This window comes from Pseudonocardia oceani, from assembly GCF_019263585.2.
GTDB lineage: Bacteria > Actinomycetota > Actinomycetes > Mycobacteriales > Pseudonocardiaceae > Pseudonocardia > Pseudonocardia oceani.
The window spans coordinates 4,940,984-4,957,446 of the sequence record NZ_JADQDF010000001.1 but is presented as its reverse complement, the minus strand read 5'-3'; the positions used below and the strand labels follow the sequence as shown (position 1 = coordinate 4,957,446).

The following is a 16,463-nucleotide window of genomic DNA, read 5'->3' as shown; positions in this document are numbered from 1 at the left end:
CCGGGATCTGGTGCACGGGCGCCCGGGGCGGCGTGGGACGGTGTGGCCGCCCCGAAGCCGTCCCAGGAGGAGTCCCGTGAAGCTGCTCGTCACCGGTGGCGCCGGATACATCGGCAGCGTGTGCTCCGCCCACCTGGTCGAGCACGGCCACGACGTGACGGTGCTCGACGACCTCTCGACCGGGCACCGCGACGCCGTACCCGACGGGGTGGCGTTCGTGGAGGGCGACGTCGGCGAGGCCGCGGGCGACGTGCTCGCCGCGGGCTTCGACGGTGTGCTGCACTTCGCGGCGCGCTCCCTGGTCGGCGAGTCGGTGGTGAGCCCCGAGCGGTACTGGTCGGGCAACGTCGTGACGTCGCTGCGACTGCTGGAGGCCGTGCGGGCCCACGGCACGCCGCGCCTGGTGTTCTCCTCCACGGCCGCCACGTACGGCGAGCCGGAGCAGGTGCCGATCCGCGAGGACGCGCCGGCCCGCCCGACCAACCCCTACGGCGCGAGCAAGCTGGCCATCGACCACGCCATCACCTCCTACGCCGGCGCCCACGGGCTGGCCGCGGTGAGCCTGCGGTACTTCAACGTGGGCGGCGCGCACGGCCGGTTCGGCGAGCGGCACGGCACCGAGACCCACCTCATCCCGATCGTGCTGCAGGTGGCGTCCGGGCAGCGCGGGTCGGTGCAGGTGTTCGGCGACGACTGGCCCACCCCCGACGGCACCTGCATCCGCGACTACGTGCACGTCGACGACCTGGCCGCGGCCCACCTGCTCGCGCTCGACCACGCCGCGCCGGGGACGCACGCGATCTACAACCTGGGCAGCGGCACGGGCTTCTCGGTGCGCGGGGTGATCGACGCCTGCCGCGAGGTGACCGGGCACCCGATCCCCGCCGTGACCGCGCCGCGCCGCGCCGGCGACCCGGCGGTGCTCGTGGCCTCCAGCGACGCGATCACCGCCGCCACGGGCTGGCAGCGCGCGCACACCGGCGTGCACTCCATCGTGGCCGACGCCTGGCGCTTCGCCCAGGAGCACCGCCCCGCCTGAGCGGCGGGAACCCGCAGCGGCGCTCACCGCTCCCCCGCCCCGCCGCCGAGCAGGCACTCCCGGATCTGCGCGGGCCGCAGCGGCACCGCCGCGACCGAGCGCAGCAGCCGGGTGAGCCGGTGGCCGGGCCAGCTCCGCTCGGCGCGGTCGAGCGCCACGTTGGCCAGGGCGCCGTCGCCGCGCAGCAGCGCGACGGCGGCCAGCAGCGCCGCGGGCTCGGCCGCCTCGGGATCGGGCAGCTCCCGGCACAGGGCGGCCCACAGCGTCTCGGCGCCGGGCAGGCCCGGCCCCCCGCCCGGGCCGGACGCCTCCGCGCACCGCACCAGCACGGCATCGCGGACGGTCGGGCGGGTCAGTGCGGCCGTGAGCGCCAGCGCGCGCCGATCGTCGATCACGCAGCGGCCGGCGGCGGCGTCGGCGAGCGCGGCGTCGAGCACCGCGCGGTGCTCGGCGTCGGTGCCGTCGTGGACGCCGGCGTCGGGGTCGCCGGGGTCGGTGGCGGCGACCAGTAGCCGCTCCCGCCGCCGGATCCGGACCGGGTCGACCGGCACCACGAGCTGCTCGAGCTCCTCCCGGTCGGCCCGCACCACCGCCCCGGCCAGCACCGCGGCCGCGTCGAGCTCGGTGCCGCCCGGCTCGGGCAGCACCCCGGTGCACCCGCACGCCCCGTAGCAGCCCCACCGGGCGCCGCCGCCGGTGTGCTCGGCCCAGACGGCCGTGTGCACCGCGACCTCGCGCTCGTGCAGCGCGTCGACCGCCGCGTCGACGACGTCGGTGCGCTCCCGCGCCCGCGCGCCGACGACGATCACCGCCGCGCCGACGGGCGAGTCGGAGCCCAGCGCCTCGGCGGCGTGCGCGACGACGTCGCGGACCTGGGGCGGAGGTGGGAGATCGACCCGCAGCGTCAACCCGACGCGCCGGCCCGACGGGCCGCCCGTGGCCACCAGCACCAGGGACTCGCGGGGTCGGAAGCCGAGGACGACGGGCACGGCGGCGACGAGGTCGGCCGGCCTGCCCAGGCGCAGGAGGGTGGGTGCGGGGTCCGCGACGGAGGTCATGGCGCCAGCGTGCGGCGGGGCCGGTCGCCGGGCCAGAGCATGATCGACATCCTGTGGACGGTCGGGTCCCGCGGGCCTGCGGGGGCCGTTCCGGGGCGGCCTGTGGACGGGTTCCGCGGAACTGTCGTCGTGCACTGTTAACCTCCCCCGCTTGCCCGCCGGGCCCCCGCCCGTGACGCTGGGCGCGTGACCGAGGAGACCCCCGTGTACGACTACGACCTGATGGTGATCGGCTCCGGCCCGGGTGGTCAGAAGGCCGCGATCGCCGCCGCCAAGCTGGGCAAGCGCGTGTGCGTCGCCGAGCGGCGGCACATGATGGGTGGTGTCTGCGTCAACACGGGCACCATCCCGTCCAAGACGCTGCGCGAGGCCGTGCTGTACCTGACCGGGTTCGCGCAGCGCGACATGTACGGCGCGAGCTACCGCCTGAAGTCCGAGATCACGATCTGCGACCTGCTCGCGCGCACCGCGCACGTCGTCGGACGCGAGGTCGAGGTGATCCGCAACCAGCTGCTGCGCAACCACGTCGACCTGCTCGGCGGCACGGCCCGGTTCGTCGACGCGCACACCGTGACCGTGCAGGGCGAGGCCCGCGGCGACCACAACACGGTCACCGCCGAGAACATCGTGATCGCCACGGGCACCCGCCCCGCGCGGCCCCCGGAGGTGGAGTTCGACGACGGCCACGTCATGGACTCCGACGGCGTGCTGGACATGAAGCGCGTCCCCGGCTCGCTGGTCGTGGTCGGGGCGGGCGTCATCGGCATCGAGTACGCGTCGATGTTCGCCGCGCTCGGCACCCGCGTCACCGTCGTCGAGAAGCGCCCGCAGATGCTGGAGTTCTGCGACCCCGAGGTCGTCGAGTCGCTCAAGTTCCACCTGCGCGACCAGGCCGTCACCTTCCGCTTCGGCGAGGAGGTGGAGAAGGTGGAGATCACCGCGAAGGGCACGGTCACGAGCCTGGCCAGCGGCAAGCGGATCGCCGCCGACATGGTGATGTACTCCGCGGGCCGCCAGGGCGTCACCGACGAGCTCGACCTCGCCGCCGCCGGGCTGGAGGCCGACAAGCGGGGGCGGATCGGCGTCGACGCGCAGTACCGCACGTCGGTGCCGCACATCTTCGCCGTCGGCGACGTCATCGGCTTCCCCGCGCTGGCCGCCACGAGCATGGACCAGGGCCGCCTCGCGGCCTGCCACGCGTTCGGCGAACCGGTCCGCGAGCTGCAGGAGCTGCAGCCCATCGGCATCTACACGGTGCCCGAGATCTCCTACTGCGGGAAGACCGAGGCCGAGCTGACGTCGTCGTCGGTGCCCTACGAGGTGGGGATGTCGCGCTACCGCGAGCTCGCCCGCGGCGCCATCGTCGGCGACTCCTACGGGATGCTCAAGCTGCTCGTCTCCACCGAGGACGGGACGCTGCTGGGCGTGCACGTCTTCGGCACCAACGCCACCGACCTGGTGCACATCGGCCAGGCGATCATGGGCTGCGGCGGCACCGTCGACTACCTCGTCGACACCGTCCTGAACTACCCGACGCTGTCGGAGGCCTACAAGGTCGCCGCGCTCGACGTCACCAACAAGATCCGGGCGCTGGAGGCGTTCACCGGCTGACTCAGGTGAGGCCGATCCCGCGCTCGTCGAGCCACGGGCGCGGGTTGACCTTGCTGCCGCCCGGCGCGACGACCTCGAAGTGCAGGTGCGGGCCGGTGGACTGGCCCTCGTTGCCCACGTCGGCGATGACGTCGCCCGCGGCCACGCTCTGCCCGACGCGGACGTGCGAGCGGCTGATGTGGCCGTAGACGGTGACCGTGCCGTCGGCGTGCTCGACGCGGACCCACTGTCCGAAGCCGCCGGCCGGGCCGGAGCTGATCACGGTGCCGGCGAGCGGCACGTGGATCGGGGTGCCGATCGGGGCGGCGATGTCGAGGCCCTGGTGGGAGCTGCCCCAGCGGGCACCGAAGCCGGAGGTGATCCGGCCGACGAGCATCTGCACCCCGCCCGCGGCCGACGCGACGACCGACGAGGCGGCGGACTGCGCGGCGGCGGCCTCGGCGGCGACGCGCGCCTCCTCCGCGAGGCGGGCCTCCTCGGCGGCGCGGGCGGCCTGCTCGGCGGCCACGCGCTGCACCTCGGCGGCCTTGACCAGGTCGGCCGCGCCGACCACCTGCGGCTCGGGCGCCACCGGCGCGACCGCGGCCAGCGGCTCGGCGACGAGTGGGGCGGCGACGACCTGCTCGACCGGCACACCGGGCGTCAGGAGCTCGTCGAGGCCCAGGCGCAGGACGTTGGCGCCCTCCGCGGCGGCGGGCAGGGCCTGCGACAGCGCGAGCTGGCCGGCCGCGGCGAGCGCGCTGCCCGCGACGGCGACCGCGACCAGGCGGGTCGGGGTGGCGGAGCCGACGGACGAGAGCGCCGACGAGGCGAACGCCGGTGCGGCGAACGAGCGGGACGCCGACCGGGCCACGCCGGCTCCCGCTGCCGCCGGGGACGTCGGCAGCGGGAGCGCGAGGCGTGTGCGCCGGCCCTGGGGGGAGCGGTGCCGTGACACAACCTTTTCCTTCCGGATCACACGGCCCGGGGACGTTCCCGTCGGGGGGCGGGCGGGCCGCTGGGGAGGGCGGTCCGTCGTCCGGTTCTGTGACCGGGCCGTTATCGATCCGGGAGCGACGCTAACCGAACCCGCCCGGCGCGGAACCTGTCCGGTCGCCGGCTGAGGCCGTCGGGCCGCGGCGGGCGCCGAACGGCAGGAACGGCGTGTCCGGCGCGACACGCCGCGTCGGCAGCCGTCCGTTCACCGCAGCGACGCGACCCGTCCCCCGCCGGTGCCTCGCCGCCGACCGGGACCGCGGCGGCACGGGGGACGCCACTGTGGGCCGAACGGAGCAGCGGCCCGTGCCGCCCGTCGCGGGAGGGGGCGCCCGGCGGGACGGGGACGATGATCGGGACCGCCGCCGGTGCGCGCGTCAAGGGCCGCCCCCCGTGACCGCGCGCACGACGCCGGCGGCGGACCCCGGATGGGGCCCGCCGCGGGCGTGGGTCACAGCCCGAGTTCGGAGATCCTCGCGCGGTACCGCTCGACGTTGGCCAGCTTCACGTCCTCGTACCCCCGCACCAGGTCGGCGGCCTGCGCGGCGGCCACGGCCGTGGCGTGGTTCTCCGCGGTGAGGCCGGCGGCGAGGCCGCGGACCATGGCCCGGTACTCGTCGCGCAGCGCGCGCTCCAGGCGCCGGACCTCGGTGCGGCCGAAGGGGTCGAGCGGCGTGCCGCGCAGCGCCTTCCCGCGGGCCAGGGTGCTCAGCACCGGGCGCATCCACGGCCCGAACGCGATCTTCTTGTTCCGCCCCAGCGCCTTGAGGACGGGCGGGTGCAGCCGGTAGCGCCGCTTCGACGCCCCGGGGACCTCGGCCGCGAGGACCGCGTCGAAGGCCGGGTCGGTGAGCAGCCGCGCCACCTCGTACTCGTCCTTGTAGGCGGTGAGCTTGTGCAGCCCGCGGGAGACGGCCTCGCTGAAGCCCGTGTCCGAGGCGCCCAGCGCCCGCTCCGCCCGCCACGCCGCCTGCACCTCGCGGACGTAGGCGCGCGCGGTGCGCTCCCCCTGGTAGGCGACGAGCTGGGCGGCCCGGATGCCGGTGAGGCGGCGGGTCTCCCCCTCGAGCTCGCCCAGGTCGTCCCAGGTGGGAGGCGCGGGGGCCGCGGTGGTGCCGGTGGCGGCCGCGAAGGCCACCGGGTCGGCGACCGCCGCCCGGCCCCAGCGGAACGCGGCCGTGTTGACCGCGACCGCGACGCCGTTGAGCTCGATCGCCCACTCGATCGCCGCGGCCGTGACCGGCAGCGCGCCGGACTGGTAGGCCGCGCCGACGACCAGCAGGTTGGCCGGCATGGCGTCGCCGAACAGGGCGTTGGCGGCGGCCTGCGCGTCGAACGGCACGACCGCACGGGTGGTGCCGGCGATCCGCTCGACCAGCGCGGCGACGTCGGGCGCTGCCACCGAGGCGTCACGGACCATCGCGCCCGTGGGTACCGGGCTGGTGGAGACGACGGCGAGCGTGCGGTCGGCCGAGGCGTAGGCGAGGTAGCGGGCGTCGGCGCCGACGAGGGCGTCGAAGGCCAGGTAGCAGGCGGCCGTGCCGGTGCCGACGCGGTTGGCCGGGCCGAGCGCGGCGGCGTCGGCGGCGATGCGCAGGTGGGAGGTGACCGGGCCGGCCTTCTGCGACAGCCCCGTCTGGTCGACGCCGTGCACGGCACGCCCGTCGCGCACCGCGGCCGATGCCAGCACCTGGTTGACCGTGACGATGCCGGTGCCGCCGATGCCCGCGAGGAACACGTCGCCGTGGTCGGGCACGGTGACGTCCGGCGCGGCCGGCGGCTCCCGGCGATCGGGACGCGCGGCGGCGCTCCCGGCGGGCAGCTCGACCGTGACGAAGGAGGGGCAGTCGCCGTCGAGGCAGGAGTAGTCGGTGTTGCAGGAGGTCTGGTCGATGCGGGTCTTGCGCCCGAACTCGGTGTCGACGGGCTGCACGGACAGGCAGTTGCTCTTCACACCGCAGTCGCCGCAGCCCTCGCAGACCGCCTCGTTGATGACGACGCGCGTGGGCCGGACCGCCAGCGCGCCGCGCTTGCGCAGCCGCCGGGACTCCGCGGCGCAGCGCTGGTCGTAGACCAGCACGCTCACCCCGGTGACGTCGGCGAGTACGCGCTGGGCCTCGTCGAAGCGGTCGCGGTGCCACAGGTCGACGCCCGCGGGCAGCGGAGCCAGGTCGCGGTAGCGCTCCGGCTCGTCGGCGCACACGATGATCTTCGAGACGCCCTCGGCGAGCAGCTTGGCGGCCATCGCCGGGACCTCGAGCCCGCCCTCGGCGTCCTGCCCGCCCGTCATCGCGACGGCGCGGTTGTAGAGCAGCTTGTAGGTGATCGACACCCCGGCCGCCACGCACGCCTGCACCGCGAGCTGCCCGGAGTGGGCGAACGTGCCGTCGCCCATGTTCTGGTACATGTGCCCGGCCTCGGTGAACGGCGACTGCCCGATCCACTGCGCGCCCTCGCCGCCCATCTGCGTGATCGAGGTGACCTCGCTGGAGGGCCGGTGGGTGAGCGCCACCATCGCGTGGCAGCCGATGCCGCCGCCCGCGACGGCGCCCTCGGGCACCACCGTGGAGCGGTTGTGCGGGCAGCCCGAGCAGAAGTACGGGGTGCGCGCGACGGGCAGCAGCTCCAGCTTCGGGGGCTCGCGCCGCTCGGGCTCGAGCTCGACGCGCCCGGCCAGCACCCGGCGCAGCGGCCCGACCAGCGCACCGGCCGTCAGCTCCCCCGCCTCGGGCACCAGCGGCGCGCCGTCGGCGTCGGTCGAGCCGAGCACGGCGGGCGCATCGGGCAGGCCGTAGAGGACGTCGCGGACCGCGGCCTCGACGAAGGAGCTCTTCTCCTCCACGACGAGCACGGTGTCGAGGCCGCGCGCGAAGTCGCGCAGCAGGCCCCGCTCCATCGGGTGGACCATGCCCAGGCGCAGCAGCGAGATGCCCGCGCGGCGGCAGCCGTCGTCGTCGAGGCCGAGGTCGGCGAGCGCCTGCCGGACGTCGGTGAACGCCTTGCCGCCCGCGACCACGCCGATCGTCGCAGCGCCGTCGTCCCGCCCACCCCCGGCCACCTCGACGACGTTGATCGGGTTCGCCGCCAGGAACGCGCGCAGCATCGCCCAGCGCGGCCCGTACATCTGCGCCTCGGCCTCCAGCGAGGCGGGCGGGGCGAGCATCGGGATCTGCCGGTACTCCCAGGGCCGTCCCTCCCACTCGATCTCCGGAACGGTGATGTCGACGTCGCCGCACGAGCCGTCGACGGTGAACAGGCCGTCGGCGACGTCGGCGGTGATCTTCATGCCCACCCACATGCCCGACGCCCGCGACATCGCGACGCCGTAGCGGCCCAGCCGCACGATCTCCTCGGCCGTGCCGGGGTAGAGCACGGGCAGGCCGTATCCCGCGAGGGTGCGCTCGCTGATGCAGGGGATGGTGGAGGACTTGCAGCTCGGGTCGTCGCCGGCGAGGACCAGTACACCGCCCCGGGGGTGCGCGCCGCACATGTTGCCGTGGCGCAGCGGGTCGCCCGCCCGGTCGACGCCGGGCGCCTTGCCGTACCAGACGCCCACGGCCCCGTCGACGGTCCGGGCGTGGCCGGGCACCTCGACCTGGCTCCCCCAGACGGCGGTGGCCGCCAGCTCCTCGTTGACGCCGGGCACCAGCCGCAGCCCGGCGTTCTCCTCCAGCTCGGAGGCCTTGGCGAGGGTCTGGTCGAGACCGCCGAGCGGGCTGCCCTGGTACCCGGACACGAACGACGCCGTGCGCAGCCCGGCCGCGGCGTCGGCGGCGTGCTGCTCCACGAGCATCCGCGCGATCGCCTGCACCCCGGTGAGCAGCACCGGCCCGGCCCCCGCGCGGTAGCGCGAGGCGAGCTCGAAGTCGACCGGCCGGGAATCCTGCAGGGTCATCGGGAACCTCTTCTACTCCTGGGAACGCTCCAGCGCCGCCGACACCGACTTCGCCGCCCTGCGGACACTCTGCACGACCGCGACCTTCCGCGCGCCCAGCACGCGGGAGGTCCCGCCGACCACCGAGATCGCCGCGACGGCCACCGTGCGCTCGCCGCGGCGCAGCAGGATCGGCGCGGCGACCGACGACATCCCCATGGTGTGCTCCTCGCGGGAGGCCGCGAAGCCGTCGACGCGGACCTGGCGCAGCACCTGGGCGTAGCGCTGCGGGTCGACGATCGTGAACGGCGTGCGCCGCTCGAAACCGCGGTCCAGGATCGCCCGCGCCATCGACGGGTTGTAGGCCGCGATGACCTTCGCCGCGCTGGAGGAGTGCCCCGGGCCGCGCCGGTAGAGCTCGGTGTGGAACATGGTGCCGGCGCCGTTGCCCTCCAGGCGGTCGACGTAGAGCACATCGGCACCGACGGGCACCGCGAGCTGCGCGGTCTCGCGCAGCACCTCGCGCAGCTCGCCGAGCACGGGCAGCGACAGCTCGCGCAGCATCAGCCGGTCGACGGCGAGCTGGCCGATCTCGAACAGCCGCAGGCCCAGCCGGTAGCGGCCGCTGCGCGAGCGCTCCAGCATCCCCGACGCCGCCAGCGCGGCCAGCATCCGGCAGGCCGTGCTCTTCGCGACGCCCAGCTCCGCCGCGACGCGGGTGGCCCCGAGCTCGGGCTCCCGCTCGAAGCAGCCGAGCACCGCCATCGCGATGGAGACCGAGCGGAGCGGGCCGTCGCCGGCACCGTCCGGCTCGGGCTCGGGAGCTGACGCATCGGGCACCAGCAGCGGGACGTCCGGGGCCAGCGACGCCGGATCCAGGACCGCTTCATCGAGATCCGTGATGGTCATCAGCTCTCCCGCGGGGTCATGATTCCCAGGCCGGGAACTCGTCCGGCGGCGGCACGTTCACCTCGGTGACGCGGTTGCGGTAGGAGACGAAGGCCGTCTGGCCGCCCTCGCGCAGCTTGACCCGGATCTCCTCGGTGTTGAGGGGTTCGCCGGGGTCGTAGCCGTGGGCCCAGGTGGCGAACGCGCGCATCGGGCCGGAGTGCGTGGCGGCGAGGATGCGCTGGTCGCCGGGGTTCTCCGCGATGAGCCGGTGGAAGCCCCGCCAGAACCGGCGCACGCACAGCGCGGGCGGCTCGAAGTACATGAGCGGGATCGTCAGCCAGGTCTGGATCGGGTCCCCCCCGCCCAGCTGCACGCGGTAGAAGCGGTCGATCTCGACGAGCCAGCGCGGGCGGTCACCGACGGCCATCCGCTCCAGCTTCTCCATCGTCGACTGGTACTGCCGGAACGCCGAGGTGACGTCGCGCAGGCCGTCGGGGGTCCACACCCCGAAGTTGCGCAGCTCGGGGATCGGCACCGGCTCGGTGAGCGTGATGTCCTTGCCCCACATCGCCATGCCGTCCTGCGCGCCGTTGTAGAGCTGCACGGCGGTCTGGCGGGCGCGGTTGGTGTCGGCGTGGACCAGGCGGACCGTGTCACCGGCGTCCCAGCGCCGGGCCAGCTCGTGGCCGCGGCGGTGGGCCTGCCAGCCGCCCATCGGCGTCAGGCCGGCGTCGGTGGAGTACCCCTGCGTGATGCCGTGGCGGATGATCGAGATCTCGCAGACGAACTTCTCGCTCGCCCGCCGCTCGACCGGCGCCACGACCTCCTTGCCGCGGGTGGCCTCGGCCAGTGCGGGTGTGAACGTGGCCCCGTCGAACTCGACGGTCGACGCAGGCGCCGTGCTCGCGCCCCGCTCGCGGAAGCGGCGCAGGTAGAGCGGGGTGTCGTCGACGGTCGCGGTGCCGGCCCCGGCCTTGTTGGCGGTGCCGCTGCTGTTGCCGCCGCGGCCGTTGCTGCCGTTCGCGACCGGAGCGGCGCCCTGGCGCTCCCGGTACTTCGCGAGGTAGTTCGGCGCCTCGTACCGGTCGAGCTTGCGCGGGTCGTGGGGGCTGCTCACGAGTCCTCCTCGCTGGCACTCGTCGGCCGCATTCGCGGGGCTGCTGCGTCTGATGGTGAGCTCGCAAGCTCGCTCACGAGTGCACCGTGAAGAAGCGCTCGTTGACCTGGCGGTGGTAGTAGAAGATGGCGCGCCCCATCTCCTCCTCCGTCCACGTGATCGGCTCGAAGTCGGGGTCGACCCAGTAGCCGCCGGTGAACAGCTCGTTGCGGTTGCCCACGGGGTCGAAGAAGTAGGTGGTGTAGCCGCGGGTGACGCCGTGGCGCGTGGGGGCCACGTCGATCGTCACGCCGTGGTACGCCAGCGTGTCGGCGGCGTCGCGGATGCCGTTCCAGTCGTCCATCCAGAACGCGAAGTGGTGCAGCGCCCCGTTCGGGCCGGTGATGACGGCGATGTCGTGCGGGGTGTGGCTGCGCTCGAGGAACGCGGCGAGCTGGTGGCCGTCGTTGGCCACGATCTGCTCGGTGAGCCGGAACTCCAGCACGTCGGTGAAGAACGCGGAGAACGCCTCGACGTCCTCGGCCATCACGAACACGTGGTCCAGCCGCGGCGGCGCGATCCCGACGAGGTCCTGCGGCTTGGGCGGCGGGTTCGTCATCGGCAGCATGTTGCCCAGGCGCTCCATGCCGTGCACGAGCTCCACGAGGTGCCCCGAGGGCGACTCGAAGCGGATCGCCTCGCCCCAGCCCGGGCCCAGCTCGCGGGCGGCGTAGCGCTTCACCGGCACGCTCACGGCCTGCAGCTTGTCGGTGAAGTAGTCGAGGTCGCCCTGCTCGGCCACCTTGAACGCCATGTGGTCGAGCCCGTAGGTCGGTGCCTGGCGCAGGACCACCGAGTGGTGCTCGTGCTCGTCCCAGCACTTGAGGAACACGCGGTCGACGCCGTCCTTGACGTCGCGCGCGGTCTCGATGAGGCCGAGGACCTCGGTGTAGTAGGCGGTGCACAGCTCGAGATCGGGGACCCGGATCTCGACGTGCTGGAGGCGCAGGATCCGATCGCTCATGTGTGCATCCTCAGGAATCGCTGGCTGACGATGTTCTCGTAGTAGAACAACCCCTTGCCGAACTCCTGCTCGGTCCAGGTGATGATCTCCTGGTCGGGGTCGACCCAGTAGCCGCCGGTGAACACCTCGTTGCGGATGCCCAGCGGGTCGAAGAAGTAGATGGTGTTGCCGCGCGTGACGCCGTGGCGCGTCGGACCCTGGTCGATCTGCACACCGTTGTAGGCGAGCGTGTCGGCGGCCTTGCGGATGTGGTCCCAGTCGTCGAGCCAGTACGCCCAGTGGTGCAGCGCGCCGTTCGGGCCGTTGACGATCGCGATGTCGTGCGGGGAGTTCGTGCGGCCGGCGAGCCAGACGCCGAGCTGGTGGCCGTTGCCGTCGAGCACCTGCTCGGTGAGGCGCAGGCCCAGCACGTCCTGGAAGAACCGCGCGGCCTCGCCCACCTCCTCGGCGTTGACGAGCATGTGGTCCATCCGGGGCGGGGCGATGCCCGGCAGGTCCGGCGGCGGCACCGGCGACGGGTTGGACTTGCCGAGGATGTTGCCGGTCTTCTCGACGTCCCAGACCAGCTCCATGATCTGGCCCGAGGGCACCTCGAACCGGATCGACTCGCCCTGCCCGACCGCCTCGCCCTTGCTGACGCGCGAGACCTGGGCGCCGTAGTCGGCGAGCTTCTTCTCGTAGACGTGCAGGTCGTCCTCGTGCTCGACGCGGAAGGTGAAGGAGTCCATCCCGGTGCGCGGGTTGTAGCGCATGCGCAGCGAGTGGTGGTCCTCCTCGTCCCAGCACTTGAAGTACACGGTGTCGCCCAGCTCGGGGTCGTTCGTGCGCTGGACCTGCTGGAGGCCCATGACCTCGGTGTAGTAGGCGGTCGCGAGATCGAGGTCCGGCGTGCGGACGTCGATGTGGGCGAGGCGGAGGATCCCCACGGCTGCGGCTCCCGGGGTTGGCGGCCTGCTTGACGAGGCGACGCTAACCCGCTTAGCGTTCCGGAAGGAAGACAGCGCGTTCCGGATATCAGAACGCTCGGACATCAGGACGGGGGCGGGGCATGACCGATCCGCTCGACATGCGCACCGCCGTGGCCGGCTACGTCACCGCGCTGCACCGCGCCTACCTGGCGCAGGCCGACACGTTCCCGCCCGCCGTGCGCGGGCGGATGCCCCTGCTGGCCGGCGGCGCCCCGCTCACCGTCGCCGCCGTCGGGGCGCGCAACCTGCACCTGCTCGCCACCCGCGAGGGCCTGGGCCCGCTGCGCGGCCAGGAGGTCGCGCTGCCCGGCGAACTGCCCGGCCTCGAGTGGTCGCTGCGGTTCTACGACCCGGTCGTCACGCCCGCGCTCGGGCTGGTCGACGAGCGCGAGGAGCCGGCGTACGCCGAGGTCAAGCACGCGCTGGGGCTCACGACCGTCGTCTACCACGTGGTGGCGCAGCCGGGATCCGGGCTCACCGCGCACCACGCCGGGCACGTGGGCTCGGGGCTGGCCAGCGGGCACTCGAACGCGGCGCGCGACTTCGAGGCGATCCGGGCGCGGGTTCGCGGCCGCGAGCACCTCGTCGACGAGCTGGTGGGCGCCGCCGCAGCCGGGCTCCCCCGCGCCCAGGCGCTGCTGGCGAAGGCGATCGCGCCGCACAACGCCGGCGTCGCGGCGGCGGCGGACGTCGCCGCCCCCGATCCCGACGCGGTGCGCCGCGCGCTGCTGGAGTCGGTCGGCGGGCGCCGGGACTGGACGCCGAAGGTCCCGCCCGCATGACCGACGCGACGCTGTCCACCGTCCGCAACGCCGCCCGGCTGCTCAAGGCGTTCCTCACCCGCGAGGAGTCGATCGGGGTGTCGGAGCTGGCGCGCCGGCTCGACCTCGGAAAGTCCGGCGTCCACCGCCTCCTCGCCACGCTGGTCGCCGAGGGCCTGGTCGAGCAGGACCCCCGCACCGGCGGCTACCGGCTCGGCATCGTCGTGTTCGAGCTCGGCGAGGCCGTCAAGGTGCACATGGACCTGCACGCCGCGGCCGGTCCCGTGCTCGCGCACCTGCGCGACCAGACCGGCGAGTCGTCGCAGATCGGGGTGCTCGACGGCGACGAGGTCGTCTACGTCGACCGGCTGGAGAGCGCCCACTCGCTGCGGCTGTTCACCGAGACCGGGCGCAGGGTCCCCGCGCACTGCACCTCCAGCGGCAAGGTCCTGCTCGCGCACCTGCCCGAGCCTGAGCGCGAGGCCTTCCTCGCCCGTCCCCTGGCCCGGCTCACCCCGCACACCGTCGTCGACGCCGCGGTGCTGCGCGCCGAGCTCGCCTCGGTGCGCGCCCGCGGCTGGGCCGAGGCGGTCGACGAGCGCGAGATCGGCGTCGCGAGCATCGCCGCGCCGATCCGCGACATCCACGGCGACGTCGTCGCGGCCGTCAGCATCGGGGCGCCGGCGGCCCGCTTCGACACCGTCCCGCGCCGCCGGTTCGCCCGCGACCTGGTGGAGGCGGGCGAGGCCGTCGGCAGGCGCCTGGGCTGGAACCCGGAGCTGGCGCAGCGGGGGCGGGAGGCGTGAGGCGTTCCGGCCAGCGGAACGTCGGTCGTGACCCGGGCGCCGCGGCCCGACACGATCAGCCCTGCAGCACACCTACTACTGGGAGCACTACATGCCCGTGACCGACGCACCGGCGAAGGCCCGGGCGCTCTACGACGCCCGGCGCACCCGCGTACCCATCGCGCCCTTCACCGACGAGGACCCGACGCTCGGGATGGCCGACGGCTACGCGGTGCAGCGCGAGCTCATCGCGCTGCTGCTGGCCGACGGCGACCGCATCATCGGCCACAAGGTCGGGCTGACGAGCAAGCCGATGCAGAAGATGGTCGGCGTCGACTCCCCCGACCACGGCCCCGTGCTCGCCTCCACCGTCTTCCGCGACGGCGACACGATCCCGCTCGACCGCTTCATCGCCCCGAAGATCGAGGCCGAGATCGTGTTCGTGCTCGGCTCGCGGCTGCAGGGGCCCGGCGTCACGGTCACGCAGGCGCACGCGGCCATCGCGGGCGCCGTCGCCGCGATGGAGATCGTCGACTCCCGGATCGCCGACTGGCGGATCAAGCTGGCCGACACCGTCGCCGACCTGGCCTCCAACGGCGCGATGGCCACGTCGAGCCGGATCGTCCCGCTCGACGGGATCGACTCCCGGCTGATCGGCATGACGCTCACCCGCAACGGCGAGCTCATCGACACCGGCGCCGGCGCGGCCGCGCTGGGCGACCCGGTGGCCGTCGTCGCCTGGCTGGCCAACGTGCTCGGGGAGAACGGCGTCGCGCTGGAGCCCGGGCACCTCATCATGACCGGGGCGCTGCACGCCGCGGTCCCGATGGCCGCGGGTGACGTCTTCCGCGCCGAGTTCGACCGGCTCGGCCCGATCACGGTGAGGGTGGGCGCATGACCGAGTACGCCGTACAGCTGCAGAAGGCCGTCGCCGACCGCACGGCCATCGACGCCCTGGGCGTCCCCGACCTCCCCACCGCCTACGCCGTGCAGCGCGAGCTGCGCGACGCCGCCGGGCCGCTCGTGGGCTGGAAGCTCGGCGTCACCAGCCGCGCGAAGCAGGCCCAGGTGGGCGTGTCGAGCCCGGTGTTCGGCTTCCTCGCCGGGGCCAACGCGCTCGACATCGGCGAGCCGCTGGCGACCTCCGAGCTCATCCAGCCGCGCTGCGAGCCCGAGATCGTGTTCGTCCTCGGGCGCGACCTCGCGGGCCCGCACGTCACCGCGGCCGACGTGATCGCCGCGTCGTCGGGGGTGGCCGTCGGCATCGAGGTGCTCGACTCCCGCTACCGCGACTACGAGTTCACGATGGCCGACGTCGTCGCCGACAACACCTCCGCCGGACGGTTCGTCGTCGGCACGCCGGTGCCGGCCGCGGGGATCGACCTGCGGCTGGTCGGCGTGGTCCTGGAGAAGAACGGGGAGCTCATGTCCACGGCCTCGGGCGCCGCGTCGCTCGGGCACCCGGCGGCGGCCGTCGCGTGGATGGTGCGAACGATGGCCGCCGACGGCGAGGGCCTCTCGGCCGGCGACGTCGTGCTCTCCGGCGGGCTGACGGCGGCGGTGCCGGTGGCGCCCGGCGACGTGGTGGTCGCCTCGATCGACCGGCTCGGGACGCTCGAGCTCGGCTGCTCATGACCCGTGAGTGGCGACCGTGGCCAGGGCCACGGTTGCCACTCACGACCGACGAAGGAGGGCCACCGTGCCGCTCGTCCAGATCACGCTCGCCAAGGGCCGCACCCCCGAGCAGCTCGCCGCGCTCGGCGAGGCCGTCACGGCCGCCGTGCACGAGTCGATCGGCGCGCCGACGGGGAACGTGCGCGTGGTCGTCACCGAGTGCGAGCCCGACCTGTGGTTCGTGGGCGGGGAGTCGCTGACGGCGCTGCGGGCGTCCGGGCAGCGGTGAGCCTGGTCCCGCTCGACGGGGTGGACGGCCGCGACGCGTGGACCGTCCGCTCCGAGGACGGGCGTGGCTTCGCGGTCTTCCGCGTCGGCGACGGGCTCCGCGTCACCGACGCCGTGTGTCCGCACAACAAGGGCCCGCTCGACCAGGGCTGGCTGCGCGACGGGCGCGTGGTCGTCTGCCCGTGGCACTGGTACCGCTTCGACCTCGACACCGGCGAGTGCGAGACCGCCCCGCAGCACCACCTCGCCACCTACCCGGTGGTCGAGCGCGACGGGGCGCGCTTCGCCGACGTCGGCGAGCCGGCGGCGACGCTGTCGTGGGCCGAGCGCCTGCGCGCGCACGCCCGCGGCGAGTAGGCGGCTCGCACACAGGCCGCGGGGGTCGCACACAGTGCCGGACCTGTGTGCCGGCCCCACAGGCTGTGCGCGAACCCTGGGCCGTTCGGGGCAGTACACCGGGCGCCCGCCCACCGGCCCCG

Annotated in this window: 15 protein-coding genes; 8 read left to right on the top strand and 7 right to left on the bottom strand. The window is 74.4% G+C overall.

Annotated elements, in window-relative coordinates; all coding sequences use genetic code 11:
* Positions 1 to 76 precede the first annotated feature (76 nt).
* Complete coding sequence (gene galE / locus I4I82_RS24725) at positions 77 to 1,039, top strand: UDP-glucose 4-epimerase GalE (RefSeq protein ID WP_218596051.1); 963 nt, start codon at positions 77 to 79, stop codon at positions 1,037 to 1,039.
* Positions 1,040 to 1,062: 23 nt separating this feature from the next.
* Here galE and I4I82_RS24720 read toward each other — a convergent pair whose 3' ends face one another.
* Complete coding sequence (locus I4I82_RS24720) at positions 1,063 to 2,097, bottom strand: DUF4192 domain-containing protein (protein ID WP_218594213.1); 1,035 nt, start codon at positions 2,095 to 2,097, stop codon at positions 1,063 to 1,065.
* A 186-nt stretch (positions 2,098 to 2,283) separates the two neighbouring features.
* Between I4I82_RS24720 and sthA the strand changes: the two genes are divergently transcribed.
* Entirely contained in the window at positions 2,284 to 3,708 is a 1,425-nt protein-coding gene (sthA, locus tag I4I82_RS24715) for a Si-specific NAD(P)(+) transhydrogenase (RefSeq protein ID WP_226370237.1), read from the top strand.
* Position 3,709: 1 nt separating this feature from the next.
* Here sthA and I4I82_RS24710 read toward each other — a convergent pair whose 3' ends face one another.
* From I4I82_RS24710 to I4I82_RS24685, 6 genes are all read right to left on the bottom strand, one after another.
* Positions 3,710 to 4,561 (bottom strand): M23 family metallopeptidase, encoded by an 852-nt coding sequence (locus I4I82_RS24710; RefSeq protein WP_226370236.1) that lies wholly within the window; start codon positions 4,559 to 4,561, stop codon positions 3,710 to 3,712.
* Between the two features lie 573 nt (positions 4,562 to 5,134).
* Positions 5,135 to 8,578, bottom strand: coding sequence for an indolepyruvate ferredoxin oxidoreductase family protein (locus tag I4I82_RS24705; protein WP_218592326.1), 3,444 nt, complete (start codon positions 8,576 to 8,578; stop codon positions 5,135 to 5,137).
* Between the two features lie 12 nt (positions 8,579 to 8,590).
* Positions 8,591 to 9,466, bottom strand: a complete 876-nt coding sequence (locus I4I82_RS24700) for an IclR family transcriptional regulator (protein ID WP_218592327.1) — start codon at positions 9,464 to 9,466, stop codon at positions 8,591 to 8,593.
* A 16-nt stretch (positions 9,467 to 9,482) separates the two neighbouring features.
* Entirely contained in the window at positions 9,483 to 10,565 is a 1,083-nt protein-coding gene (locus I4I82_RS24695) for a histidine phosphatase family protein (RefSeq protein WP_218592328.1), read from the bottom strand.
* Positions 10,566 to 10,638: 73 nt separating this feature from the next.
* A complete protein-coding gene (locus tag I4I82_RS24690; protein ID WP_218592329.1) occupies positions 10,639 to 11,568 on the bottom strand; it encodes a catechol 2,3-dioxygenase in 930 nt (309 codons plus the stop codon).
* A complete protein-coding gene (locus tag I4I82_RS24685; RefSeq protein WP_218592330.1) occupies positions 11,565 to 12,494 on the bottom strand; it encodes a catechol 2,3-dioxygenase in 930 nt (309 codons plus the stop codon). Before I4I82_RS24685 ends, I4I82_RS24690 begins: the two co-directional genes overlap by 4 nt.
* A 122-nt stretch (positions 12,495 to 12,616) precedes the next feature.
* On the opposite strand from I4I82_RS24685, the gene I4I82_RS24680 reads away from it, so the two are divergent.
* The 6 genes from I4I82_RS24680 to I4I82_RS24655 all read left to right on the top strand — a co-directional run bounded on the left by I4I82_RS24680 (position 12,617) and on the right by I4I82_RS24655 (position 16,341).
* Positions 12,617 to 13,318, top strand: coding sequence for a hypothetical protein (locus I4I82_RS24680; RefSeq protein ID WP_218592331.1), 702 nt, complete (start codon positions 12,617 to 12,619; stop codon positions 13,316 to 13,318).
* On the top strand, positions 13,315 to 14,103 hold the full coding sequence (locus tag I4I82_RS24675) for an IclR family transcriptional regulator (protein ID WP_218592332.1): 789 nt from the start codon (positions 13,315 to 13,317) through the stop codon (positions 14,101 to 14,103). The genes I4I82_RS24680 and I4I82_RS24675 overlap by 4 nt, the downstream gene beginning before the upstream one ends.
* A 91-nt stretch (positions 14,104 to 14,194) precedes the next feature.
* A complete protein-coding gene (locus tag I4I82_RS24670) occupies positions 14,195 to 14,980 on the top strand; it encodes a 2-keto-4-pentenoate hydratase (RefSeq protein ID WP_218592333.1) in 786 nt (261 codons plus the stop codon).
* Positions 14,977 to 15,717, top strand: a complete 741-nt coding sequence (locus tag I4I82_RS24665; protein ID WP_218592334.1) for a 2-keto-4-pentenoate hydratase — start codon at positions 14,977 to 14,979, stop codon at positions 15,715 to 15,717. Before I4I82_RS24670 ends, I4I82_RS24665 begins: the two co-directional genes overlap by 4 nt.
* Positions 15,718 to 15,724: 7 nt before the next feature.
* The gene (gene thmT, locus I4I82_RS24660; RefSeq protein ID WP_308112825.1) at positions 15,725 to 15,985 is read left to right on the top strand and encodes a 2-hydroxymuconate tautomerase; all 261 of its coding nucleotides are present in this window, start codon (positions 15,725 to 15,727) and stop codon (positions 15,983 to 15,985) included.
* Positions 15,982 to 16,341 (top strand): Rieske (2Fe-2S) protein, encoded by a 360-nt coding sequence (locus I4I82_RS24655; protein WP_218592335.1) that lies wholly within the window; start codon positions 15,982 to 15,984, stop codon positions 16,339 to 16,341. Before thmT ends, I4I82_RS24655 begins: the two co-directional genes overlap by 4 nt.
* Positions 16,342 to 16,463 lie beyond the last annotated feature (122 nt).